23 protein-coding genes are annotated in these 23,444 nt (G+C 54.5%); 17 read left to right on the forward strand and 6 right to left on the reverse strand.

What is annotated here, in order from left to right:
* Positions 1-20 precede the first annotated feature (20 nt).
* Positions 21-290 carry a DUF1145 family protein gene (locus tag ACPUC8_RS17085; protein ID WP_039331733.1) on the reverse strand — a complete coding sequence of 90 codons (270 nt, stop codon included), beginning with the start codon at positions 288-290 and terminating at the stop codon, positions 21-23.
* Positions 280-879, reverse strand: a complete 600-nt coding sequence (gene rsmD / locus ACPUC8_RS17090) for a 16S rRNA (guanine(966)-N(2))-methyltransferase (RefSeq protein WP_494926880.1) — start codon at positions 877-879, stop codon at positions 280-282. Before rsmD ends, ACPUC8_RS17085 begins: the two co-directional genes overlap by 11 nt.
* A 230-nt stretch (positions 880-1,109) precedes the next feature.
* Here rsmD and ftsY point away from each other — a divergent pair, with 230 nt between their 5' ends.
* The 4 genes from ftsY (at position 1,110) to rpoH (ending at position 5,407) form a co-directional block, all read left to right on the forward strand.
* On the forward strand, positions 1,110-2,660 hold the full coding sequence (ftsY, locus tag ACPUC8_RS17095; protein ID WP_494926881.1) for a signal recognition particle-docking protein FtsY: 1,551 nt from the start codon (positions 1,110-1,112) through the stop codon (positions 2,658-2,660).
* A gap of 5 nt (positions 2,661-2,665) precedes the next feature.
* A complete protein-coding gene (ftsE, locus tag ACPUC8_RS17100) occupies positions 2,666-3,334 on the forward strand; it encodes a cell division ATP-binding protein FtsE (RefSeq protein ID WP_039331726.1) in 669 nt (222 codons plus the stop codon).
* On the forward strand, positions 3,324-4,310 hold the full coding sequence (gene ftsX / locus ACPUC8_RS17105) for a permease-like cell division protein FtsX (RefSeq protein WP_039331725.1): 987 nt from the start codon (positions 3,324-3,326) through the stop codon (positions 4,308-4,310). Before ftsE ends, ftsX begins: the two co-directional genes overlap by 11 nt.
* 239 nt (positions 4,311-4,549) lie before the next feature.
* Complete coding sequence (gene rpoH, locus ACPUC8_RS17110; protein WP_039331724.1) at positions 4,550-5,407, forward strand: RNA polymerase sigma factor RpoH; 858 nt, start codon at positions 4,550-4,552, stop codon at positions 5,405-5,407.
* 117 nt (positions 5,408-5,524) lie between these two features.
* Here the strand turns inward: rpoH and panM are convergent, their stop codons facing one another.
* Complete coding sequence (panM, locus tag ACPUC8_RS17115; RefSeq protein WP_494926882.1) at positions 5,525-5,911, reverse strand: aspartate 1-decarboxylase autocleavage activator PanM; 387 nt, start codon at positions 5,909-5,911, stop codon at positions 5,525-5,527.
* Between the two features lie 405 nt (positions 5,912-6,316).
* Between panM and ACPUC8_RS17120 the strand changes: the two genes are divergently transcribed.
* From ACPUC8_RS17120 to ugpQ, 10 genes are all read left to right on the forward strand, one after another.
* Complete coding sequence (locus ACPUC8_RS17120; RefSeq protein WP_039331722.1) at positions 6,317-7,444, forward strand: branched-chain amino acid ABC transporter substrate-binding protein; 1,128 nt, start codon at positions 6,317-6,319, stop codon at positions 7,442-7,444.
* 152 nt (positions 7,445-7,596) lie between these two features.
* Positions 7,597-8,523 (forward strand): high-affinity branched-chain amino acid ABC transporter permease LivH, encoded by a 927-nt coding sequence (livH, locus tag ACPUC8_RS17125; RefSeq protein WP_034827036.1) that lies wholly within the window; start codon positions 7,597-7,599, stop codon positions 8,521-8,523.
* Positions 8,520-9,791, forward strand: coding sequence for a high-affinity branched-chain amino acid ABC transporter permease LivM (locus ACPUC8_RS17130; protein ID WP_039331715.1), 1,272 nt, complete (start codon positions 8,520-8,522; stop codon positions 9,789-9,791). Before livH ends, ACPUC8_RS17130 begins: the two co-directional genes overlap by 4 nt.
* On the forward strand, positions 9,788-10,555 hold the full coding sequence (livG, locus tag ACPUC8_RS17135) for a high-affinity branched-chain amino acid ABC transporter ATP-binding protein LivG (RefSeq protein WP_039331713.1): 768 nt from the start codon (positions 9,788-9,790) through the stop codon (positions 10,553-10,555). Before ACPUC8_RS17130 ends, livG begins: the two co-directional genes overlap by 4 nt.
* 1 nt (position 10,556) lies before the next feature.
* Positions 10,557-11,270: a high-affinity branched-chain amino acid ABC transporter ATP-binding protein LivF gene (gene livF, locus ACPUC8_RS17140; protein WP_039331711.1), complete on the forward strand. Its 714-nt coding sequence runs from the start codon at positions 10,557-10,559 to the stop codon at positions 11,268-11,270.
* A 345-nt stretch (positions 11,271-11,615) separates the two neighbouring features.
* The gene (ugpB, locus tag ACPUC8_RS17145) at positions 11,616-12,932 is read left to right on the forward strand and encodes a sn-glycerol-3-phosphate ABC transporter substrate-binding protein UgpB (protein ID WP_039331707.1); all 1,317 of its coding nucleotides are present in this window, start codon (positions 11,616-11,618) and stop codon (positions 12,930-12,932) included.
* A gap of 60 nt (positions 12,933-12,992) precedes the next feature.
* Positions 12,993-13,880 carry a sn-glycerol-3-phosphate ABC transporter permease UgpA gene (ugpA, locus tag ACPUC8_RS17150; RefSeq protein ID WP_039331705.1) on the forward strand — a complete coding sequence of 296 codons (888 nt, stop codon included), beginning with the start codon at positions 12,993-12,995 and terminating at the stop codon, positions 13,878-13,880.
* On the forward strand, positions 13,877-14,722 hold the full coding sequence (gene ugpE / locus ACPUC8_RS17155; RefSeq protein WP_039331703.1) for a sn-glycerol-3-phosphate ABC transporter permease UgpE: 846 nt from the start codon (positions 13,877-13,879) through the stop codon (positions 14,720-14,722). The genes ugpA and ugpE overlap by 4 nt, the downstream gene beginning before the upstream one ends.
* The gene (locus tag ACPUC8_RS17160) at positions 14,723-15,796 is read left to right on the forward strand and encodes a sn-glycerol-3-phosphate import ATP-binding protein UgpC (protein ID WP_039331701.1); all 1,074 of its coding nucleotides are present in this window, start codon (positions 14,723-14,725) and stop codon (positions 15,794-15,796) included.
* Entirely contained in the window at positions 15,793-16,536 is a 744-nt protein-coding gene (gene ugpQ, locus ACPUC8_RS17165) for a glycerophosphodiester phosphodiesterase (RefSeq protein WP_494926883.1), read from the forward strand. The genes ACPUC8_RS17160 and ugpQ overlap by 4 nt, the downstream gene beginning before the upstream one ends.
* Here the strand turns inward: ugpQ and ACPUC8_RS17170 are convergent.
* A complete protein-coding gene (locus tag ACPUC8_RS17170) occupies positions 16,533-16,808 on the reverse strand; it encodes a DUF2756 domain-containing protein (RefSeq protein WP_039331699.1) in 276 nt (91 codons plus the stop codon). The two genes, ugpQ and ACPUC8_RS17170, sit on opposite strands and share 4 nt — an antisense overlap.
* A 186-nt stretch (positions 16,809-16,994) precedes the next feature.
* Between ACPUC8_RS17170 and ggt the strand changes: the two genes are divergently transcribed.
* Positions 16,995-18,746 (forward strand): gamma-glutamyltransferase, encoded by a 1,752-nt coding sequence (ggt, locus tag ACPUC8_RS17175; RefSeq protein ID WP_494926884.1) that lies wholly within the window; start codon positions 16,995-16,997, stop codon positions 18,744-18,746.
* Between the two features lie 62 nt (positions 18,747-18,808).
* Here ggt and ACPUC8_RS17180 read toward each other — a convergent pair whose 3' ends face one another.
* Both ACPUC8_RS17180 and ACPUC8_RS17185 read right to left on the reverse strand, forming a co-directional pair.
* On the reverse strand, positions 18,809-19,300 hold the full coding sequence (locus ACPUC8_RS17180; RefSeq protein WP_039331697.1) for a GNAT family N-acetyltransferase: 492 nt from the start codon (positions 19,298-19,300) through the stop codon (positions 18,809-18,811).
* A gap of 228 nt (positions 19,301-19,528) precedes the next feature.
* Entirely contained in the window at positions 19,529-21,100 is a 1,572-nt protein-coding gene (locus tag ACPUC8_RS17185) for an AbgT family transporter (RefSeq protein ID WP_039331695.1), read from the reverse strand.
* 396 nt (positions 21,101-21,496) lie between these two features.
* Here ACPUC8_RS17185 and ACPUC8_RS17190 point away from each other — a divergent pair, with 396 nt between their 5' ends.
* Together ACPUC8_RS17190 and gntR are read left to right on the forward strand one after the other, a co-directional pair.
* The gene (locus tag ACPUC8_RS17190; RefSeq protein WP_058972261.1) at positions 21,497-22,192 is read left to right on the forward strand and encodes a pirin family protein; all 696 of its coding nucleotides are present in this window, start codon (positions 21,497-21,499) and stop codon (positions 22,190-22,192) included.
* Positions 22,193-22,359: 167 nt separating this feature from the next.
* Positions 22,360-23,355: a gluconate operon transcriptional repressor GntR gene (gene gntR, locus ACPUC8_RS17195; protein WP_039331691.1), complete on the forward strand. Its 996-nt coding sequence runs from the start codon at positions 22,360-22,362 to the stop codon at positions 23,353-23,355.
* The last annotated feature ends 89 nt before the right edge of the window (positions 23,356-23,444 follow it).

Consider the following 23,444-nt stretch of genomic DNA (forward strand, 5'->3'; position numbering starts at 1 on the left):
CGCGATGGCGGCCGATTTCTCTACATCTTTGGATAATGCTTCTTCTGCCACGCCAGCAGTTCAAACACGCCGAAAAAGAAAATCTTCGCCTGCGTTGCGCCACTGAGCTTTGGTGCTTCTTTAGGCTGGGTCGCGCGCAGTAATACCAGCTGCAAGCCATGCATAATCACCATGAAGAACAAGGCAACATGGACAAAGTAACGCAGCGGCGTCGGGAAAGGGTGCACCAGATTCAACAGTAAAAAAGCCCAGACGCAAATCATCAGTAAACGTCCCAGATTAAGCCACATCGTGCGTCTCCTGTTGGCGTTGATAAAGGCGATAGGCGACCTGTCCGGCAATCTTCTCGCGGTATAAATCCCAGTTGGCGGGTGCCACCGGCGTGCCATGCTCGACTTCACTCTCTACGTAAATTAGCGCGTTCTCTGCCAGCCAGCCGTTTTTTTCAAGCAGCGTCAATGTTTCCAGCAATAGTCCTTTACGGAACGGCGGGTCCACAAACACCACATCAAACGGCTCGCCCGGCTGATTTAGCCACAGCAAAGTGTTGGTCTGCACCACGGTACCTTGGGTTGCACGCAGTGTTTGCAGGTTCTGCGACAGCTGTTGCGCCACCGCTCGTTCCATTTCAAGCAGCGTGGCTGAAGCGGCATAGCGTGACAGCGCTTCCAACCCGAGCGCGCCGCTACCGGCGAAGCAGTCGAGGCAGCGTGCTTCCTGAATATCGGGGGCCAGCCAGTTGAACAGGGTTTCGCGTACGCGATCGGTGGTCGGGCGTAAGCCAGCGCTGTCAGGCACCGGTAATTTGCGACCGCGCCACTGCCCGCCGATGATGCGGATTTGGCCAGCAGCGCCACTGCTGCGGGGTGATTTACTCATTTCGCTCACAACTCGTCATAATTTGTTGCGTAGTTTAACGGGCGCAGCAAGGAGAAGAAACGTAAAAAAGGGTGCTGTGGTGCGCTGGCTGGAAAGTGTTAGACTACTGAGTTGATATGGCGCGCGTAATTGCCTGATTTTTACGCGGCTCGTGCGTCAATAATTGAATTTTTTATCCCCTGGGAACAGCGTGCAACCGGGAATAAGCCATCGAGGAGTGTGGTTACACAATGGCAAAAGAGAAAAAACGCGGCTTTTTTTCCTGGCTAGGCTTTGGCAAAGAAGAAGAGACGCAACAGCCTGCGGAAGCGCAGCAGCAACCGACCGATGTCGCGCATGAGCCCATCGCTGAAGAGAGCGCATTAGCAAGCGCCGAAGCGCAGGCCGAAGAGACGGTTGCCGTCACTGAGCAGGTTGCCGAAGCGCAGCAGGCGCCAGTGGAAGAGCCTGTTGCCGAGCCGGTTGTCGCGATTGAAGAAGCGGTGCTGCCTGAAGCGGAAGTGCAACCCGACGTTGTGCCTGTCGAAGAAGAACCGCAGGCCGAAACGCTGATTGTTGAAGCACCCGTTGAGCCTGTGATTGAACCGCAACAGCCTGTTATCGAAGCACCCGTTGAGCCGGTGATTGAACCGCAACAGCATGTTATCGAAGCGCCGGTTGAGCCGGTGATTGAGCCGCAACAGCCCGTTATCGAAGCACCGGTTGAGCCAGAAGACGACGCGTTAAGCGACGAGGAGCTGGAAGCACTGGCATTAGCGGAAACCTATGCCGAAGATGCGGAAGCCGAAGCGCAGGACACCGTCAGCGATCTGCCGCTGGCCGCGGCGCCGATTGTCACGCAGGAGCAAGAGCGCCCAACCAAAGAAGGCTTCTTTGCCCGCCTGAAACGCAGTCTGGTGAAAACCCGTGAAAACCTGGGCTCTGGGTTTATCGGTCTGTTCCGTGGCAAAAAAATCGATGACGACCTGTTTGAAGAGCTGGAAGAACAGCTGTTGATCGCTGATGTCGGTGTGGAAACGACGCGCCGCATCATCGCCAATTTGACGCAGCAGGCGAATCGTAAGCAGCTGCGCGATGCAGAAGCCTTGTACGGCCTGCTGAAAGCCGAAATGGCCGGCATTCTGGAAAAAGTTGACGAGCCGCTGGATGTCAGTGGCAAAACGCCGTTTGTTATCCTGATGGTCGGCGTTAACGGCGTAGGTAAAACCACCACCATTGGTAAGCTGGCGCGTCAGTACCAGGCGCAAGGCAAATCAGTGATGCTGGCGGCAGGTGATACCTTCCGTGCAGCTGCTGTTGAGCAGTTGCAGGTGTGGGGTCAGCGTAACAACATTCCGGTAGTGGCACAGCACACGGGCGCGGACTCCGCCTCGGTGATTTTTGATGCCATTCAGGCAGCTAAATCACGTCAGGTGGATGTGCTGATCGCCGATACCGCAGGTCGCTTGCAGAACAAAGCGCACCTGATGGAAGAACTGAAGAAAATCACCCGCGTGATGAAGAAGTTGGATGAGGATGCGCCACACGAAGTGATGCTGACCCTCGACGCCAGCACCGGGCAAAATGCGGTAAGCCAGGCCAAACTGTTCCATGAAGCGGTGGGCTTAACCGGCATTACCCTGACCAAGCTTGACGGCACCGCGAAAGGTGGCGTGATCTTCTCGGTTGCCGATCAGTTCGGTATTCCGATTCGCTATATCGGTGTCGGGGAAGGCATCGAGGATTTACGGCCGTTCAAGGCCGAGGACTTTATTGAGGCACTGTTTGCCCGAGAGGAATGATTGGGATGATTCGCTTTGAAGAGGTCAGTAAGGCTTACCTGGGAGGACGTCAGGCGCTGCAGGGGGTGGATTTTCATCTGCGTCCCGGTGAAATGGCGTTCCTGACCGGCCATTCCGGCGCGGGGAAAAGTACCTTACTGAAGCTGATTTGTGGCATTGAGCGCCCGAGCGCCGGGCAGATCTGGTTTAGCGGCCACGATATTTCGCGTCTGCGTCACAGTGAAGTCCCTTTCCTGCGACGTCAGATCGGCATGATTTTCCAGGATCACCACTTGCTGATGGATCGTTCGGTCTATGACAACGTGGCTATCCCGCTGATTATCTCCGGTGCCAGCGGTGAGGACATTCGTCGTCGCGTGTCGGCGGCGCTGGATAAAGTTGGCCTGCTCGACAAAGCGAAAAGTTATCCGATCCAGCTCTCAGGCGGTGAACAGCAACGTGTTGGCATTGCGCGTGCGGTGGTGAATAAGCCGGCGGTTTTGCTGGCGGATGAACCGACCGGTAACCTCGACAATGCGCTGTCAGAAGACATTCTGCGACTGTTTGAAGAGTTTAACCGCGTAGGTGTCACGGTGCTGATGGCAACGCATGACACCGGGCTGATTGCACGGCGGAATTACCGCCTGATGACGCTGAATCAGGGACGTCTGCACGGAGGCCACGATGGTCAATAAACGCAATAAGCGCCCAGCAGCGCCAAAAGCGACGAAGCAACCTTCGAAAAGCAAGGCGTTAAAAGGTGGCTGGCAGGAGCAGTGGCGTTATGCGTGGCGCGGTACGTTATCGGATATGTATCGCCAGCCGCTGGCCACGCTGCTGACGGTGATGGTGATCGCCATCTCGCTAACGCTGCCGAGCGTCTGCTACATGGTGTGGAAAAACGTCAGCCAGGCGGCCACGCAATGGTATCCCGCGCCGCAGCTTACCGTGTATCTCGACAAAGCGCTGGACGATAGCGCCGCCGAGAATGTCACCGCTGAACTGAAAAAGTTAGATGGCGTGGATAATGTCAATTATCTGACGCGTGAAGAAGCGCTGAATGAGTTCCGTAACTGGTCCGGCTTTGGCGGCTCAATGGACATGCTGGAGCAGAATCCGCTGCCTGCTGTCGCCATTATCACGCCGAAGCTCAATTTCCAGAATTCAGACACCATGGCCAATCTGCGCGATCGAGTCGCGAAAGTGCAGGGCGTTGATGAAGTGCGTATGGATGACAGCTGGTTTGCTCGCTTAGCCGCTTTAACCGGGCTGGTGGGGCAAATCGCCTCGATGATTGGCTTGCTGATGGTGGTCGCGGTGTTCCTGGTGATCGGCAACAGTGTGCGACTCAGCATTTTCGCCCGCCGCGATACCATCAACGTGCAAAAACTGATCGGTGCCACCGACGGCTTTATTCTTCGTCCGTTCTTGTATGGCGGTGCGCTGCTCGGTTTCAGTGGCGCGGTGTTGTCACTGATCCTCTCCGAGGTATTGGTATTGCGCTTGCAGTCCGTGGTGGCGCAGGTCGCCTCGGTGTTCGGCACCACCTTTGTTTTGGAAGGTTTTTCCTGGGACGAAGGACTGCTGCTGCTGCTGATCGCCGCCATTATCGGCTGGATTGCCGCGTGGTTAGCGACTGTACAACATTTACGCCGATTTACGCCGCAGTAACCAACAGCAACGTTTTTTGATATACTCTTCCTCTGCTGCCGACGATCTGGGAGCAGAGGACTCTTCCTGTTTCTTCCGCCGTCATCTGTGTGTAAAATATTCACTGCTAATATTGAACTTGTGGATAACTTTGTCGTCCAAGTAGCACAGATTGCTTTTGGTTTTTTCGCGACGTTGACATAATGTAACGTCTGCGCAAGGAACTGTGCAGCAAGTCCATTGAATTTGTGAGGGTTTGAATGACCAAAGAAATGCAAACTTTAGCGATTGCGCCTCTGGGTAACCTGGAATCATACGTCCGGGCTGCCAATAACTGGCCGGTATTAACGGCAGAAGAGGAGAAGGCATTAGCGGAGAAACTGCATTACCAGGGCGATCTGGATGCAGCTAAGACGCTGATCCTGTCTCACCTGCGCTTTGTTGTTCATATTGCTCGTAACTACTCCGGTTACGGCCTGCCACAGGCTGACCTGATTCAGGAAGGTAACATCGGCCTGATGAAGGCGGTGCGTCGCTTCAATCCTGAAGTGGGCGTGCGCCTGGTGTCGTTTGCCGTGCACTGGATTAAAGCAGAAATTCACGAATACGTACTGCGTAACTGGCGTATCGTGAAAGTCGCGACTACGAAAGCACAGCGTAAGCTGTTCTTTAACTTGCGTAAAAGCAAGCAGCGTCTGGGCTGGTTTAACCAAGACGAAGTGGAAATGGTCGCGCGCGAGCTTGGCGTGAGCAGTAAAGACGTGCTCGAGATGGAATCTCGTATGGCCGCGCAGGATATGACCTTCGATATGTCTTCAGATGACGAAGCAGGCGAAGGCAAGCCGATGGCTCCGGTGCTGTATCTGCAGGATAAAACCTCTGACTTTGCTGATGGCATTGAAGAGGACAACTGGGATGCACATGCCGCAGATAAACTGAGCGATGCGATGCTGAGCCTCGATGAGCGTAGCCAGCACATCATCCGTGCCCGTTGGCTGGATGAAGAGAACAAAACCACGCTGCAGGAACTGGCCGATCAATACGGCGTCTCTGCTGAGCGCGTACGTCAGTTGGAAAAGAACGCCATGAAGAAACTGCGTATGGCGATTGAAGCCTGATAAGCGTCAGGTGCAAAACGGGGCGACCAGCGGGTCGCCCTTTTTTTTGCTCGACAGTCGCCATAAATGGCGACCCTACACTCATCCCCCGTAGGATGCGCATTAATGCGCACCAGGTTAACGCACCCAACCGTCCACTTGCGCACGAAAACCACAGGCCTGCATAAACGCAGCGCGGATCTCCTGATCGCTCTCGCCATCATTGGCAATCCACCAATTCGCGACTTCGCTGTTCTGCGCGATAGTGTCTTCCAGCAGATATTGCCCCACGCCACGACGGCGTGTGACTTCACGCACATTCAGCTGCGAAATCTTCCCCTGCGTCCCACGCATCTCCAGCTGTAACGCCGCTAGCAGGCGATCGTTAAAGCGGGCGGCGTACAAACGCTGCGTCTCGCTTAATGCGACTTCCAGTTGCGCAATATCGATCTGCGGCCAGACTTTAGCTAAATCCAACCGATCCTGTGGCGTCAGTGCGGTGATCCGCTGAATAGTGAGCTTCATTACCCATACCTGTACTGGCAGAAAGGCCATAGTGTAGCGAATTTAGACAGTCAGCGTGCTGTCACTTTTTTGCGATGAAAATAGGTCAAATGCCAGCCTGTTTGCCAGGATTGTGGAGTAAGCCATCAATGATCGTTGAAAAAGCCAGCATAACACGCTGGGTAGCTGGCTAAAAACCGGCCATAACAACCAGATGATTCTGCTGTTCAACGCGACTAATTCTAAATATGTCAGTTGATTTACAGAAGAAAGTTCCTGTTTAATAACCTGAAAAATAAAGCCTTATTACCAATAAATGCCAGAAAAGAGCGCTAACTCATTATTCTAAAATCAGTTTTCCTCTTTGACTGGCAGAAAATAAACCAATCACAACAGACACACGACACAACAGATGGGGAAGTACGCATGAAAATGAGTAAAGGACGCGCATTACTGGCGGGTTGCGTTGCGCTGGCGTTGAGCCACGCGGCACTGGCTAAAGACATCAAAATTGCCATCGTTGGCGCAGCAACCGGCCCGGTTGCCCAGTACGGTGACATGCAGTTCACCGGTGCAGCGCAGGCGATCAAGGACATTAACGCCAAAGGCGGTGTTAATGGTGACAAACTGGTTGGCGTGGAATATGACGATGCCTGTGACCCGAAACAAGCGGTTGCAGTGGCCAACAAAGTGGTTAACGACGGCATCAAATACGTTATCGGCCACCTTTGCTCTTCTTCGACTCAGCCTGCTTCTGACATCTACAATGATGAAGGCATTCTGATGATCACCCCAGCCGCCACCGCTCCTGAGCTGACGGCGCGTGGCTATGCTGACGTACTGCGCACCACTGGTCTGGATTCGGATCAGGGGCCAACCGCAGCGACTTACATCCTGAATGAAATCAAACCAAAACGTATCGCTGTGGTGCACGACAAGCAGCAGTACGGTCAGGGTCTGGCGGAATCCGTGCAGAAAACCCTGAAAGCCAAAGGCGGTAACGTGGTGTTGTTTGAAGGTATCACCGCCGGTGACAAAGATTTCTCTACGCTGATTGCGCGTCTGAAGAAAGAGAACGTCGATTTCGTTTACTACGGCGGCTACTACCCAGAGCTGGGACAGATTCTGCGCCAGGCGAAATCAGCAGGTCTGAACGCGGGCTTTATGGGGCCAGAAGGTGTGGGCAACGCATCACTGTCTAACATCGCGGGTGATGCCTCTGAAGGCCTGTATGTCACCTTGCCGAAGCGTTATGACCAGTTGCCAGAGAACAAGGCGATTGTTGAGGCGATCAAAGCCAACACTGCATCTAACCGCAAAGATCCAACCGGTCCGTTCGTCTGGACTACTTATGCCGCGATTCAGTCACTGGTGGCCGGTATCGAGCGCAGCAAGAGCGACGAGCCAGATGCGATTGCTAAAAACCTGAAAGAGGGCGCTGCGGTTCCAACCGTGATGGGTAACCTGAACTGGGATCAGAAAGGCGATCTGAAGGGCTTCGAATTTGGTGTCTTCAAATGGCATAAAGACGGTTCTTCTACCGCCGTTAAGTAATTCCCAACCTTAAACAGATTGGCCCTCTCTTTTACCGGAGAGGGCTGGGAGAGGGACAGCGCGCACGGTTTTGATGGCTACCGCGTTTCTCCCTCACCCTAACCCTCTCCCAAAAGGAGAGGGGATTTTTAGTCCACATGCAGGTCCTCACTATGTCCGAGCAGTTTCTCTATTTCATTCAGCAGATGTTCAACGGGGTGACCCTCGGGAGCACCTACGCGCTGATCGCCATTGGTTACACCATGGTTTACGGCATCATCGGCATGATCAACTTCGCCCACGGCGAGGTGTATATGATCGGCAGCTATGTCTCCTTTATCGTGATTGCCGCCCTGATGATGATGGGTATCGATACCACGTGGCTGATGATTGCCGCCGGTTTCGTGATGGCGGTCATTATCTCCAGCGCCTACGGCTGGAGCATCGAGCGCGTGGCCTATAAACCCGTGCGATCCTCGAAACGCTTGATCGCCTTAATCTCGGCTATCGGGATGTCGATCTTCCTGCAGAACTACGTCAGCCTGACGCAAGGCTCACGCGATCTGGCGCTGCCAAGCCTGATCACCGGCCAGTGGACGCTGGGCGAAAGCAACGGCTTTGCGGCGACACTCTCCACCATGCAACTGGTGATCTGGGTGGTGACGTTCCTGTCGATGCTGGCACTGACGTTGTTCATCCGCTATTCGCGCATGGGGCGCGCCTGTCGTGCCTGCGCAGAAGATTTGAAAATGGCCAGCCTGCTGGGTATCAACACTGACCGTGTTATCTCACTGACCTTTATCATTGGTGCCGCGATGGCAGCGGTAGCCGGCGTGTTGCTGGGCCAGTTCTATGGCTCCATCAACCCATTTATCGGCTTTATGGCCGGGATGAAAGCCTTCACCGCAGCGGTACTTGGTGGTATCGGCAGTATTCCGGGTGCGATGATTGGCGGTCTGGTGCTGGGTATTGCTGAAGCACTGACCTCAGCTTATCTGTCAACGGAATACAAAGACGTGGTGTCGTTCGCCCTGTTGATTGTGGTGCTGTTGGTGATGCCAACCGGGATTCTGGGCCGTCCGGAGGTGGAAAAAGTATGAAGCGCCTCGGTCTGGTTAACGCCGTTATCTCCACGGTGATGTTGTTAGTGCTCGCCACCTTCTTTATGGGAGTTCGCCTCGATCTGGATGGCACCAAACTGGTGGTGGCCAACGCTGGCGCCGCGCGCTGGAACTGGATTTTCATCGGTTGTGCGGTGGTGTTTGTCTTTCAGTTATTGCGTCCACTGTTGCAGGGCAAGTTTAAACGCAGCGGCAAAGGCTTTGTTTTACCCAGTTTTGATGGCTCCAACGCCAAACAAAAAGGGCTGATGGCGTTGATCATTGCCGCAGCGGTGATTTGGCCGTTCCTCGTCTCACGCGGCAGTGTGGATATCGCCACGCTGACGCTGATCTACGTGATGCTCGGTTTGGGCCTCAACGTGGTGGTCGGGCTTTCCGGTTTGCTGGTGCTGGGTTACGGCGGCTTTTACGCCATCGGTGCCTACACCTTTGCCTTGCTGAATCACTATTACGGTTTCGGTTTTTGGGAAAGCCTGCCGCTGGCAGGAATAGTGGCGGGTGCCTTTGGTCTGATGCTGGGCTTCCCGGTGCTGCGCCTGCGCGGGGACTATCTGGCGATTGTGACGCTCGGTTTCGGCGAGATCGTCCGTATTCTGCTGCTGAACAGCACCTCGCTCACTGGCGGGCCAAACGGTATCGCGCAGATTCCCAAGCCCAGCCTGTTTGGCATTGAATTTGGTCGTCGCGTCAGTGAAGGCGGCTGGACCACCTTCCATGAGCTGACAGGGCTGCAATACGATCCCAACCATCGTGTGATTTTCCTCTATCTGGTGGCGCTGCTGCTGGTGGTGGTGACGCTGTTTGTGATTAACCGCTTACTGCGTATGCCGCTGGGTCGTGCCTGGGAAGCACTGCGTGAAGATGAAATTGCCTGTCGCTCGCTGGGCCTCAGCCCAACGCGTATCAAGCTGACGGCATTCACCATCAGCGCGGTGTTCGCTGGTTTTGCCGGTACGCTGTTCGCCGCGCGCCAGGGCTTTGTCAGTCCGGAATCTTTCACCTTTGTTGAATCGGCCTTTGTACTGGCGATTGTGGTATTGGGCGGCATGGGCTCTCAGTTTGCGGTGATCCTCGCGGCTGTACTGCTGGTGGTGTCGCGCGAGCTGATGCGTGATTTGAACGAGTACAGCATGCTGGTGCTCGGTGGTTTGATGGTGCTGATGATGATCTGGCGTCCGCAAGGATTACTGCCGATGAAGCGTCCACACCTGAAGTTAAAAAGCAGTAAACAAGGAGAGCAGGCATGAGTCAGCCTTTATTAGCCGTTGAAGGCTTGATGATGCGCTTTGGCGGCCTGTTGGCCGTCAACAATGTGGCGCTGGAACTGCACCCTCAGGAAATCGTGTCACTGATTGGCCCAAACGGTGCCGGTAAAACCACGGTGTTTAACTGCCTGACCGGTTTTTACAAGCCGACCGGCGGCACCATCAAACTGCGCGACCAGCCATTACAGGGCCTGCCGGGCCAGAAGATTGCGCGCATGGGCATCGTGCGTACTTTTCAGCACGTGCGTCTGTTCCGTGAAATGACGGTGATCGAAAACCTGCTGGTGGCGCAGCATCAGCATCTGAAAAGCGGCGTATTCTCCGGTCTGTTCAAGACGCCAGCGTTTCGCCGTGGCGAAAGTGAAGCCCTGGATCGTGCCGCGACCTGGCTGGAGCGCATTGGTTTACTGGATCTGGCTAACCGCCAGGCGGGTAATCTCGCTTACGGTCAACAGCGCCGTCTGGAGATTGCGCGCTGCATGGTGACACGTCCTGAAATCCTGATGCTGGATGAACCGGCTGCAGGACTTAACCCACGTGAAACGCATGAGCTGGATGAACTGATTGCCGAACTGCGTGGCGAGCACAAGGTCTCGGTGCTGTTGATTGAACATGATATGAAGCTGGTAATGGGAATTTCTGACCGCATTTATGTGGTCAATCAGGGCACACCGCTGGCTAACGGCACGCCGGAAGAAGTGCGCAACAATCCGGATGTGATCCGTGCTTATTTAGGTGAGGCGTAATATGGCAAACCCAATTTTAACTTTGCAGGGTGTCAGTGCCCATTACGGCCCGATTCAGGCGCTGCATAACATTAATCTGCACATCAATCAGGGGGAAATTGTCACCCTGATTGGTGCTAACGGTGCGGGTAAAACCACGCTGCTCGGCACGCTGTGCGGTGAGCCACGCGCCACCAGCGGCACCGTGGTGTTTGATGGTAAAGAGATTACTGACTGGCAAACCGCCAAAATCATGCGTGAAGCGATTGCGATTGTGCCAGAAGGCCGCCGCGTGTTTTCGCGTATGACAGTGGAAGAGAACCTGGCGATGGGCGGTTTTTTTGCCACGCGTCAGCAGTATCAGGAGCGCATTGAACGCGTTTACCAACTGTTCCCCCGGTTGGCAGAGCGTAAAGTGCAGCGTGCGGGCACCATGTCCGGTGGTGAGCAACAGATGCTGGCCATTGGCCGCGCGTTGATGAGCCAGCCGCGTTTACTGTTGTTGGACGAACCTTCTTTGGGCTTAGCGCCGATTATCATTCAGCAGATTTTCGACACTATTGAGCAACTGCGTAAAGAGGGCATGACCATCTTTCTGGTGGAGCAAAACGCCAACCAGGCACTGAAGTTGGCCGATCGTGGCTACGTACTGGAAAACGGCCATGTAGTGCTGGAAGACAGCGGAGAAGCGTTGTTGTCCAACGAAGCGGTACGTAGCGCTTACCTGGGTGCCTGAAATACTATCATGGCTGCATAGATCCGTAGCGGCGCAATTCATTGCGCTTCCTGCAAACGCGCGATGAATCGCGCCGCTACAATAATGTGCGCGCTGTCCGCCCGCAATCTGACTGTGCCGCCGGCGGTCTGATTGAAGGTGCGGTTTGAATGTAACGCCGACGGTCCGAACACAGTGCACGAATTTGAGATAATTCGTGCCACTTAAAACTTTCTTATGCGCTTTTACCTCGTCACATTCCCGTCATAATCCTGTTATTTTTCCGTCATTTCCTCGTGTCATGTTACTTCGCGAACAAAAAAATGCGTGATATCGCGCGTACCTAACAAGCACAGGAAAAAACTTATGTCCGCTTTTACGCTTCGTCCCCGCCTGATGAGTGTGTTGCTCGGTCTGGCGCTCAGCGGTAATGCGCTGGCTGCTACAGACATTCCTTTCTGGCACTCAATGGAAGGCGAGTTAGGCAAAGAAGTCGATTCTCTGGCACAACGTTTTAACCAGGCTCACCCAGAATACAAAATCGTACCGACTTACAAAGGTAACTATGAGCAGAGCCTGGCAGCGGGTATCGCTGCTGTGCGTACTGGTAAAGCCCCGGCTATTCTGCAGGTTTACGAAGTGGGTACGGCAACCATGATGGCGTCTAAAGCCATCGTTCCGGTGCATGACGTGTTCAAAGACGCGGGCGTGCAGATGGATCCAAAACAGTTCGTGCCAGCCGTTGCGGGTTACTACAGCGACAGCAAAGGCCAGCTGATCTCTCAGCCGTTTAACAGCTCGACCCCAGTGCTGTACTACAACAAAGACGCCTTCAAGAAAGCAGGTCTGAACCCAGACCAGCCACCGAAAACCTGGCAGGAGCTGGCGAAAGATGCCGATGCCCTGCGCAAAGCCGGCATGACCTGTGGCTACGCCAGTGGCTGGCAGGGCTGGATTCAGATCGAAAACTTCAGCGCCTGGCATGCACTGCCGGTTGCCACCAAGAACAACGGCTTCGACGGTACCGATGCGGTGCTGGAGTTCAACAAGCCGGTGCAGGTGCGTCACATCCAAATGCTTGAAGACATGAACAAGAAGGGTGATTTCACCTACTTCGGCCGTAAAGATGAGTCTACAGCCAAGTTCTATAACGGCGATTGCGGTATCACCACCGCATCTTCAGGTTCTCTGGCGGATATCAAACACTACGCCAAGTTCAACTTCGGCGTAGGCATGATGCCATACGACTCAACCGTGCCAGACGCACCGCAGAACGCCATTATCGGCGGCGCGAGCCTGTGGGTGATGAAAGGCAAAGATGCCAACACCTACAAAGGTGTAGCAGAGTTCATGAAGTTCCTGGCACAGCCAGAGATCGCAGCGGAATGGCACCAAAAGACCGGTTATCTGCCGATCACCACTGCAGCGTATGAGCTGACCAAACAGCAGGGCTTCTACGACAAGAACCCAGGTGCAGACATTGCCACGCGTCAGATGCTGAACAAAGATCCACTGCCGTTCACCAAAGGCATGCGTCTGGGCAACATGCCACAGATTCGTACCATCGTGGACGAGGAACTGGAAGGCGTGTGGACGGGTAAACAGGCACCACAAGCTGCACTGGATAACGCAGTGAAGCGCGGAAATGAACTGCTGCGTCGTTTTGAACAGCAAGTGAAGTAATTCCGTTGTCTCGGGGCTGGCGCGTGGCGTCAGCCCCGATTTCTCTTTGGCGAGTCTGTTATGTCCTCATCACGCCCCGTTTTTCGATCCCGTTTTCTGCCCTATTTGCTGGTCGCACCGCAGCTGGTGATCACCGCCATTTTCTTCCTGTGGCCTGCCGGGGAAGCGCTGTGGTATTCGTTGCAAAGCATCGATCCCTTTGGCATATCCAGCACCTTTGTCGGTCTGGACAACTTCAAGCGCTTGTTTAATGACAGCTATTATCTCGACTCTTTCTGGACCACCATTGAGTTCAGCGCACTGGTCACGGTGTGCGGCATGACCTTCTCGCTGCTGCTGGCGGCGCTGGTTGATTACGTGGTGCGTCTGAAAAAGCTGTATCAAACCTTATTGCTGCTGCCTTACGCCGTTGCGCCCGTGGTGGCGGCCGTACTGTGGATGTTCCTGTTCAATCCCGGCCTTGGCCTGTTCAGCCACCTGTTGAACCAGATTGGCTACAACTGGAACTACGCGCAAAACAGTGGTCAGGCGATGTTCCTGATCGTGTTGGCCTCTATCTGGCAGCAGATGAGCTACAACTTCCTGTTCTTCTTCGCCGCGCTGCAGTCGATTCCAAAATCGCTGGTGGAAGCGGCGGCGATTGACGGCGCCGGACCGGTGCGCCGTTTCTTCAACCTGTCACTGCCGCTGATTACGCCAGTGAGTTTCTTCCTGCTGGTGGTTAACCTGGTGTATGCCTTCTTCGATACCTTCCCGGTGATCGATGCCGCCACGGGCGGTGGTCCGGTGCAGGCCACCACCACGCTGATTTACAAAATCTACCGTGAAGGCTTTACCGGGTTGGATCTCTCATCCTCTGCCGCCCAGTCGGTGGTGCTGATGCTGCTGGTGATTGGCCTGACCATCCTGCAATTCCGCTTTGTCGAGCGTAAGGTGCAATACCAATGATTGAAAATCGACGCGGGCTGGATATCTTCAGCCATACCTTGCTGGTGCTCGGCGTGCTGACCATTCTCTTCCCGCTGTACGTGGCGATTGTGGCGGCAACGCTGGATAACGAAGCGGTGTATCAGGTGCCGATGACGCTGGTGCCAGGTACGCACCTGTGGGACAACATCTCACGCATCTGGACGCAGGGCGTTAACGGCAGTGGTCCGGCATTTGGCATGATGATGATGAACAGCCTGATCATGGCGCTTGGCATCACCGTGGGCAAAATTGCGGTGTCGATGCTCTCCGCGTTCGCGCTGGTGTGGTTCCGCTTCCCGCTGCGCACGCTGTTCTTCTGGTTGATTTTCATCACGCTGATGCTGCCGGTTGAAGTGCGTATCTTCCCCACGGTAGAAGTGATTTCAAACCTGCACATGCTCGACAGCTACAGTGGCTTAACGCTGCCGTTGATGGCCTCTGCCACCGCCACCTTCCTGTTCCGCCAGTTCTTTATGTCACTGCCGGACGAACTGATTGAGGCGGCACGTATTGATGGCGCCAGCCCGATGCGTTTCTTCTGGGACATCGTGTTACCGCTGTCCAAAACCAATCTCGCCGCCCTGTTCGTGATCACCTTTATCTACGGCTGGAACCAGTATCTGTGGCCGCTGTTGATCATCAACGACCCTTCACTCAGCACCGCAGTGGCCGGGGTGAAAAGTATGATCAACACCAGCGGCGGCCCTACGCAGTGGAATGAAGTGATGGCGGCAATGTTATTAACCCTGATCCCACCGGTGGTGGTGGTACTCGTGATGCAACGTGCCTTTGTACGTGGCCTGGTGGAGAGTGATAAATAAATGGCAGGCGTAACCCTTCAGACCGTCACGAAATCGTATGACGGCAAAAATCAGATCATCCAGCCACTCAACATCACCATCAACGATGGCGAATTTATGGTGATGGTCGGCCCTTCTGGCTGCGGTAAATCAACGCTGCTGCGCATGGTGGCAGGCCTGGAACGTGTGACCTCGGGCGATATCTATATCGACGACAAACGCGTGACCAACATGGAACCGAAAGATCGTGGTATTGCCATGGTGTTCCAGAACTACGCGCTCTATCCGCACATGACGGTGGGCGAAAACATGGCGTATGGCCTGAAAATTCGCGGCATGGGCAAAGAGCAAATTGATCAGCGTGTCATGGAAGCGGCACGCAGCCTGGAGCTGGATCACCTGCTGGCGCGTCGTCCGCGTGAGCTTTCCGGTGGCCAGCGTCAGCGTGTGGCGATGGGCCGCGCCATCGTGCGTGAACCGGCGGTGTTCCTGTTTGATGAACCGCTGTCGAACCTTGATGCGCGCCTGCGTGTACAGATGCGCCTTGAGTTGCAACAGCTGCATCGTCGTCTGAAAACCACCAGCCTGTACGTGACGCACGATCAGGTGGAAGCGATGACGCTGGCACAGCGCGTCATGGTGATGAACAAAGGCGTCGTGGAGCAAGTTGGCACGCCAGTCGAAGTGTATGAACGCCCCGCCAGCCAGTTTGTCGCTTCCTTCATTGGTGCGCCAGCGATGAACCTGCTGCCAGGCCAGATCAACAGCGATGGCACCCGCTTTACCCTGGATGCGCTCAACAGTTTGCCGCTGGGCGAAAGCAAAGCCAAATGGGCAAACCGCCCGCTGACGCTGGGTATTCGTCCTGAACATCTGGTGCTCAGCTCGCAAGCCGCTGGGGGAATTCCGCTGGTGGTGGATACACTGGAGATGTTAGGTGCGGATAACCTCGCACACGGTCGCATTGGCAATACACGACTGGTGGTGCGTTTGCCACACAGCGAGCGTCCGGCATCGGGCAGCTCCTTGTGGCTACATCTGCCGCCAGATGCGTTACACTTCTTCGATTCTACCCATGGAAAGCGTCTGGAATGAGTGCAGAAAACTGGCCCTACCCACAGATTGTCGCCCATCGCGGCGGCGGTAAACTGGCCCCGGAAAATACCCTTGCGGCGATTGATGTCGGCGCGCAGTACGGTCATACCATGATCGAGTTTGATGCCAAGCTGTCAGAGGATAAGCAGGTATTCCTGCTGCATGACGACACGCTGGACCGCACCAGCAACGGCTGGGGAGTAGCAGGCGATCTGTCATGGAGTAAGTTGTCGCAGCTCGATGCGGGGAGCTGGTACAGCCGCGAGTATGAGGGCGAACCCCTGGCACTGCTGCGTGACGTAGCTGAACGCTGTCGCCAGCATCAGATGATGGCGAACATCGAGATCAAACCCACCACGGGCAAAGAGCAGGAAACCGGACGTGATGTGGCGCTAGCTGCCCGCGAACTCTGGCAGGGGCAAACGGCACCGCTGTTGTCTTCCTTCTCTTATGACGCACTGGAAGCGGCGATGCAGGCGGTACCTGAACTGCCTCGCGGATTGCTGTTGGATGAATGGCACGATGACTGGTTAACGCTGACGTCGGCGCTGGGCTGTGTTTCCATCCATCTGAATCACAAATTGTTGGATGCTGAGCGCACCGCGCAGCTGAAAGCCGCCGGATTACACATTCTGGTGTACACCGTGAATCAGCCCGCGCGAGCGCTCGAGCTGTTAAGCTGGGGTGTCGACGCCATCTGCACCGATCGCATCGACATTATCGGCCCGGACTTCCGTTAATTCCCGCTCTGCTGGCCCGGCTGCTGCTGAATCACGCGCTGCTGGGCACTGTCCCGCCGTTCCTGCATTTTGCGCTGCAATTCCTGATTTTGCTGTTGCTGATCCTGACGCAATTTTTGCTGCTGTTGCTGCTGCTGGACCTGCATTTGCGTCTGCATCCGTTGCTGGCTCGGGTTGTAGCCGGGTTTGTAGGGCTCGCTGGTGTTATTCAGCATATTCGCCATGCCGCTCAGTGGCAGCAACGCGGCAATCACAATTAGCCATTTTTTCATGGTATTCCTCCATTAATGCAGCCTGCTGTGTGAGGGAGTGGCTGCATCTATAAGTTTATGCGATGTCACAAAGTCCATCACCAGGAGTGCACCGAATTTGGCTTACTGCTACAGTTTTCTATCGTGTTTGCAAACACTTGCATCAGTTCATAACAAATGTAAACAACTGAAAAGGATGATAGCAGGATGAGAAAACAGGGCAGCATGCGCCAGATTGGCTGGGCGTTACTCATGAGTTTTACCGTGGTGCAGGGCGCACAGGCCGCGCCTGCCAGCGCTCCGCCGGTCTCCTATGGCGTAGATAGCGATACCTTCCACCCGGTGAAGGCGAAGCACGGCATGGTGGCGTCCGTGGATGCGATAGCAACGGAAGTGGGCGTCAATATTCTTAAGCAGGGCGGTAACGCCGTGGATGCGGCGGTAGCGGTTGGATTTGCGCTGGCCGTGACGCATCCACAGGCCGGCAACCTGGGCGGCGGCGGATTTATGATGCTGCGTACCGCATCTGGCCGCACGACCGCCATCGACTTCCGTGAAATGGCTCCGGCCCGTGCCTCGCGCGATATGTTCCTCGATAAACAGGGCAACGCCGATCCGAAGTTATCGCTGACTTCGCACTTAGCCTCTGGCACGCCGGGCACCGTGGCGGGATTTGCGCTCGCCGCACAGAAATATGGCACCTTGCCATTGAGCAAACTGCTGGCTCCGGCAATCAAGCTGGCGCGTGACGGCATTATCGTCAACGATGCGCTGGCTGATGACCTGGCGACCTACGGTAAAGAGACTCTTATCAACCACGACAACAGCCGTGCGATCTTCTACAAAGCGGATGGTCAGCCTTATCAGAAAGGCGATCGTCTGGTGCAGAAGAACCTCGCGCACAGCCTGCAACTGATCGCTCAGCAGGGGCCAGATGCCTTCTACAAAGGCAAAATCGCCGATGAGATCGCGGGCGAAATGGCGCAGCACGGTGGTTTGATCGGTAAGCCGGATCTGGCCGCCTATCGCGCGGTGGAGCGCAAACCCGTGAGTGGCACCTATCGTGGCTATGAGGTGTTCTCCATGCCACCGCCATCTTCTGGCGGTATTCATATCGTGCAGATCCTCAATATCCTGGAAAACTTCGATCTGGCGAAGTGGGGCTTTGGCAGCGCCGATGCGATGCAGGTGATGGCGGAAGCGGAGAAATACGCCTATGCCGATCGCTCGGAGTATTTGGGTGACCCTGATTTTGTCAAAGTGCCGCAGCAGGCGTTGACCAGCAAAGCCTACGCCAAAACCCTGGCGCAGCAGATCGACGTCAACAAAGCGCGTCCTTCCAGTGAAATCAAACCGGGTAAACTGGAACCTTACGAAAGCAACCAAACCACGCACTTCTCGGTGGTGGATAAAGACGGCAATGCGGTAGCGGTGACTTATACGCTGAATACCTACTTCGGTAGCGGCATTGTTGCCGGGCAGAGCGGCATCCTGATGAACAACGAAATGGATGATTTCTCCGCCAAACCGGGTACGCCAAACGTGTATGGCTTAGTGGGCGGTGAGGCCAATGCGGTGCAACCGGCCAAGCGTCCGCTGTCATCGATGTCACCGACGATTGTGGCGAAAGACGGAAAAACCTGGCTGGTGACCGGCAGCCCAGGCGGTAGCCGAATTATTACCACCGTGCTGCAAATGGTGGTGAACAGCATCGATTTCGGTATGAACGTAGCGGAAGCCACTAACGCGCCGCGCTTCCATCATCAGTGGTTGCCAGATCAGCTCCGCGTGGAGAAAGGCTTCAGCCCGGATACGCTGCGCTTGCTGGAGGCCAAAGGTCAGCATGTGAAAGTCCTGCCGGCGATGGGTAGCACACAGAGCATTATGATCGGGCCGGATGGTATGCGTTATGGCGCATCCGATCCGCGTTCGGTGGATGATTTGAGTGCGGGGTATTAGAAAAGTGGGGTCGCCACTAATGGCGACCCTTTTATAGGGTGCGCATTGATGCGCACCTGGATTTATTTCAATCGTGCCATGTAATGCGTATCAATCATTTCGCCATCGCGTATGGCAAAACGCTTCGCGGTGCCTTCAATCTCGAAGCCAAACTTCTGATACAAGCCAATCGCTTTGTGGTTATCGGCAAACACCGTTAACTCAATACGCGTTACCTGCAGCCAGTTGTCGCACAGGTCAATCATCGCCGCCATCAGCGCGGAGCCCACGCCACGACGGTGAAAAGCCGGATCAACACCCATGCCAATCGATGCCACGTGTCGACGACGCGCCACGGTGATCCCATCCAGCGTGAGTTGCCCTACCACTTGTTCATCAATGCAGGCCACCAGGCGGTGCTGACCAGGGCGCAGATCATTTAGGCGCTCCTGCCACAGCACAGGTGACTGATAAGGAAGATGCAGTGTGCCAGCCTGGGTCTCTGGCTGGCTATAAAGGCGGGTTAAGGCCGCAGCATCTTCGGGGGTGGCATGACGAACAGTGACTTGACTCATAAGGCGACTCCTTGTGCAAAGTGAATAAAATCCCCTTTAACATCAAGGAATTCTCGCAACGCGTCAATCAAAAATAAATCGCAAAAAGGGTTTACAGACGCGAATGATAATGATTATTATTGTCATGCGGACTCGGGAACGTCTCCTGACAACCGGGTAAGCACGACATTGCTCACATTGCTTCCAGTGTTTCTTAGCCAGCTCGGGTGCTGGCTTTTTTTTTGCCTCTTAAATGGTGTACCAGGTTGCCGCCCCCGGCCCGACCGGGAGATTGAACACAAATACCCACACCACGAACAGCAACGTCCAGCCAATCATAAACACCACGGAATAGGGCAGCATCATGGCCACTAAGGTGCCGATGCCCATATTACGACGATAGCGCGCCGCCACGGCCATAATTAAGCCGAAATAGCTCATCATTGGTGTGATCAAATTGGTGACGGAATCACCAATGCGATAAGCCGCCTGGATCACTTCCGGTGCGAAACCGACCAGCATTAACATCGGAACGAAGATCGGCGCGGTGACTGCCCACTGCGCAGAGGCGGAGCCAATCATCAGGTTGATGAAACCGCATATCATAATGAAGCACACAAACAGCAACGGTGCGCTCATATCCAGCGAAGAGAGCAGGTTGGCGCCTTTCACCGCCACCACGGTACCGAAGTTGCTCCAGTTAAAGAAGGCGACAAACTGGGCGGCAAAAAATACCAGCACGATATACATGCCCATGCTGCTCATGCTGGTGGACATGGCATTGATCACATCTCGGTCGCTGCGCATATTTCCCATCATGCGGCCGTAGACGTAACCGGGAATGGCGAAGAACACGAAGATAAATACCACAATGCCTTTGAGGAAAGGCGAGCCCGCCAGCGTACCCGTTTTAGGGTTCAATAATACGCCATAACCCGGTATAACCGTCAGCGCCAGTATCAGCGTAACCCCTAAGACGGTCCAGCCTGCGCCTTTCAGTGCGCGGCGTTCAGCGGAAGAGAGTTCACCCATCTCACCGCGTACGGCGTCACCTTCGCTATCCTGATATTGCCCCAACTTGGGCTCGACAATGCTGTTGGTGATCCAGGTGCCTAATATTGAGATGAAGAAGGTGCTGGCGAACATAAAGTACCAGTTGACCTCTGGCCCAACGCTGTAAGTGGGGTCGATAATTTGCGCGGCGCTTTGGGTAATTCCTGACAGCAGTGGATCAATGGTACCCAGCAATAAGTTTGCACTGTAGCCTCCGGAAACCCCGGCGAAAGCGGCTGCCAGCCCGGCCAGCGGATGTCGTCCCAGTGAGTGGAAAATCATCGCTGCCAAGGGGATCAGCACCACGTAGCCAAGCTCAGCAGCAGTGTTAGAGACGATACCCGCGAACACCACCGTGAACGTGATCAGCTTTTTCGGCGCGTTGAACACCAAAGTGCGCATTGCGGCTGACAGCAGGCCTGATTGCTCGGCAATGCCGACGCCCAGCAGCGCGACCAGTACCGTGCCCAAAGGAGCAAAGCCAGTGAAATTGGTCACCAGATTGCTCACGATACGTTGCAGGCCCTCAGCGTTCATCAGGCTGACCACATGAATCATGCCATCTGCAGTGCGCCCTGCCGCACCTGCTGGCCGGGGATCAAGTACGCTCACGCCTAAGGAGGCCGCAATCGCCGATGTGACAACGATGATCAGTGAAAACAGGGCAAATAAGGTGATGGGGTGAGGGAGTAAATTGCCGAGCCATTCAACAGCATTTAAGAATCGCTCAATGGGACGTGGTGGCGTTGTATTGACTTGATCCGTCATGATCCTATCCTTTTTTATTCTTAAAGTCGTGCATGATAATGAAAGGATAAAAAACGCAAAGACGATAAAACCGAGTAATCATGACGTTAAAATCGAGTATTTAATTTATATTATTGTTAAGTATTAATATTTATTAAGAGTTAATATGTTATTTAAAGATTTTATAAGTCTTTTTATCGCTAATAATGTGACTTAAAGCATGGCTTGCATGAATTTTGTTCTGAAGTCGATATAAGTTAATTTTTTGACAGCATATCACTCATTTTCGTACCGGATTATTCGCCTGCAGGGTGCACAAATCATTTTCATATTATTTGAACAGAGGCGTGAAGTTTTTCAGCTATCAATAGATTCACCTCAGGTCCACACTGTAAAAAACATTGAGGAGAATTGAACATGATCTACGTACGCAAAGCTGAAGAACGCGGTCACGCCAATCACGGTTGGCTGGATAGCTGGCACACTTTTTCCTTCGCGGATTATTACGATGCCAACTTTATGGGCTTCTCCGCCCTGCGCGTTATCAATGAAGATGTGATTGATGGCGGTCAGGGTTTTGGTACCCATCCGCATAAAGACATGGAAATTCTAACCTATGTGCTCTCGGGTACGGTTGAGCATCAGGACAGCATGGGCAACAAAGAGCAGATCCCGGCAGGTGAGTTCCAGATCATGAGTGCGGGCACCGGCGTGCGTCACTCGGAATATAACGCCAGCGCCAGCGATCCGCTGCATTTGTATCAGATCTGGATCATTCCAGAGCGCAAAGGGATTGAGCCACGCTATGCGCAGCGCCGCTTTGCTGATGTCAAAGGCCGCCAGTTTGTGCTGTCACCGGATGAGCGTGAAGGTTCACTGAAAGTGTTCCAGGATATGACCTTATCGCGCTGGGTGTTTGCTGAAGGTGAAACGGATGATGTGGCTATCGAAGCCGGCCGCCGCGTATGGATTCAGGTGGTGAAAGGTCTGGTGAGCGTGAATGGCGAGCAAGTCGGCACCAGCGATGCGTTGGCGATCTGGGATGAAAGCGCGCTGACGCTGACAGCCGACAGCGATGCCGAGATTCTGTTGTTTGATTTGCCGCCAGTGTAAGAGCTTGCCAGTGAAACCTGTTCGGTCGCCATAAATGGCGACCCTACGTTTTGGTGGCGTGCGCATTGATGCGCACCGGGTTGTGCGGGAATCTACGATTTTCCGCACAGCCTGAAAATGACAAAAAAATGATAGACTCATCGTATCTCTGACCTCAGGCGCATACGATGAAGAAGAAAAGACCGGTATTACAGGACGTTGCCGATCGCGTCGGCATCACAAAAATGACTGTCAGCCGCTACCTGCGTAACCCCGATCAGGTCTCTGCGGCACTGCGCGATAAGATCGCCGTGGCGCTTGATGAGCTGGGTTACATCCCTAACCGCGCCCCCGATATGCTCTCTAACGCTACCAGCCGGGCGATTGGTGTGTTACTGCCTTCACTTACCAACCAGGTTTTCGCCGACGTACTACGCGGTATCGAAACCGTCACCGATGAAGCCGGTTATCAAACGCTGGTGGCGCACTTCGGCTATAACCCACAGAAAGAAGAGCTACAGCTACGTTCACTGCTGGGTTGGAACATTGATGGCGTGATCCTCACTGAGCGCACCCACACACCAGGCACGCTGCGCATGCTGGAAGTGGCGGGCATCCCGGTGATTGAAATGATGGATTGCGTCACGCCATGCCTCGATATGGCGGTGGGTTTTGATAACGTCGAAGCCGCGCGTCAGATGACGCATGCTATCCTGAAAAAAGGCCATTCTCACACCGTTTACCTCGGTGCTCGTCTTGATGAACGTACCCTGCAAAAACAGCAGGGTTACGAGCAAGCGATGCGTGAAGCGGGATTAACCCCGCACAGTGTGATGATGGAAGATGCCTCTTCATTTAGCGCCGGTGCACAGTTGCTGCGTGAAGCGCAGAAGCGCCATCCCAAAACCGACAGTCTGTTCTGTACCAATGATGACCTGGCCGTGGGTGCGATGTTTGAGTGCCAGCGCCAGGGATTACGCGTGCCTGAGCAGATGGCGATTGCCGGTTTCCACGGCCACGATATTACGCAAGTGGTCACGCCGCGGCTTGCCACGGTGTTGACGCCGCGTGAGCGTATGGGGCGTGAATCAGCAGCGATGCTGCTGGCGCGGATTGGCGGTGATACCAGCGTGACTGAGCCACTGGATGTTGGGTTTGAAATTGCTGAAGGTGGCAGCATCTGATTTTGGCGATTATTTGAGTCAGTTCACACTTTCGTGCTTTTCCGCCTAACAAGGGTTGCCAGTCCTGCAGTGGGCTCCGACAATGATAA

It is taken from the genome of Pantoea sp. CFCC18177, assembly GCF_059412425.1.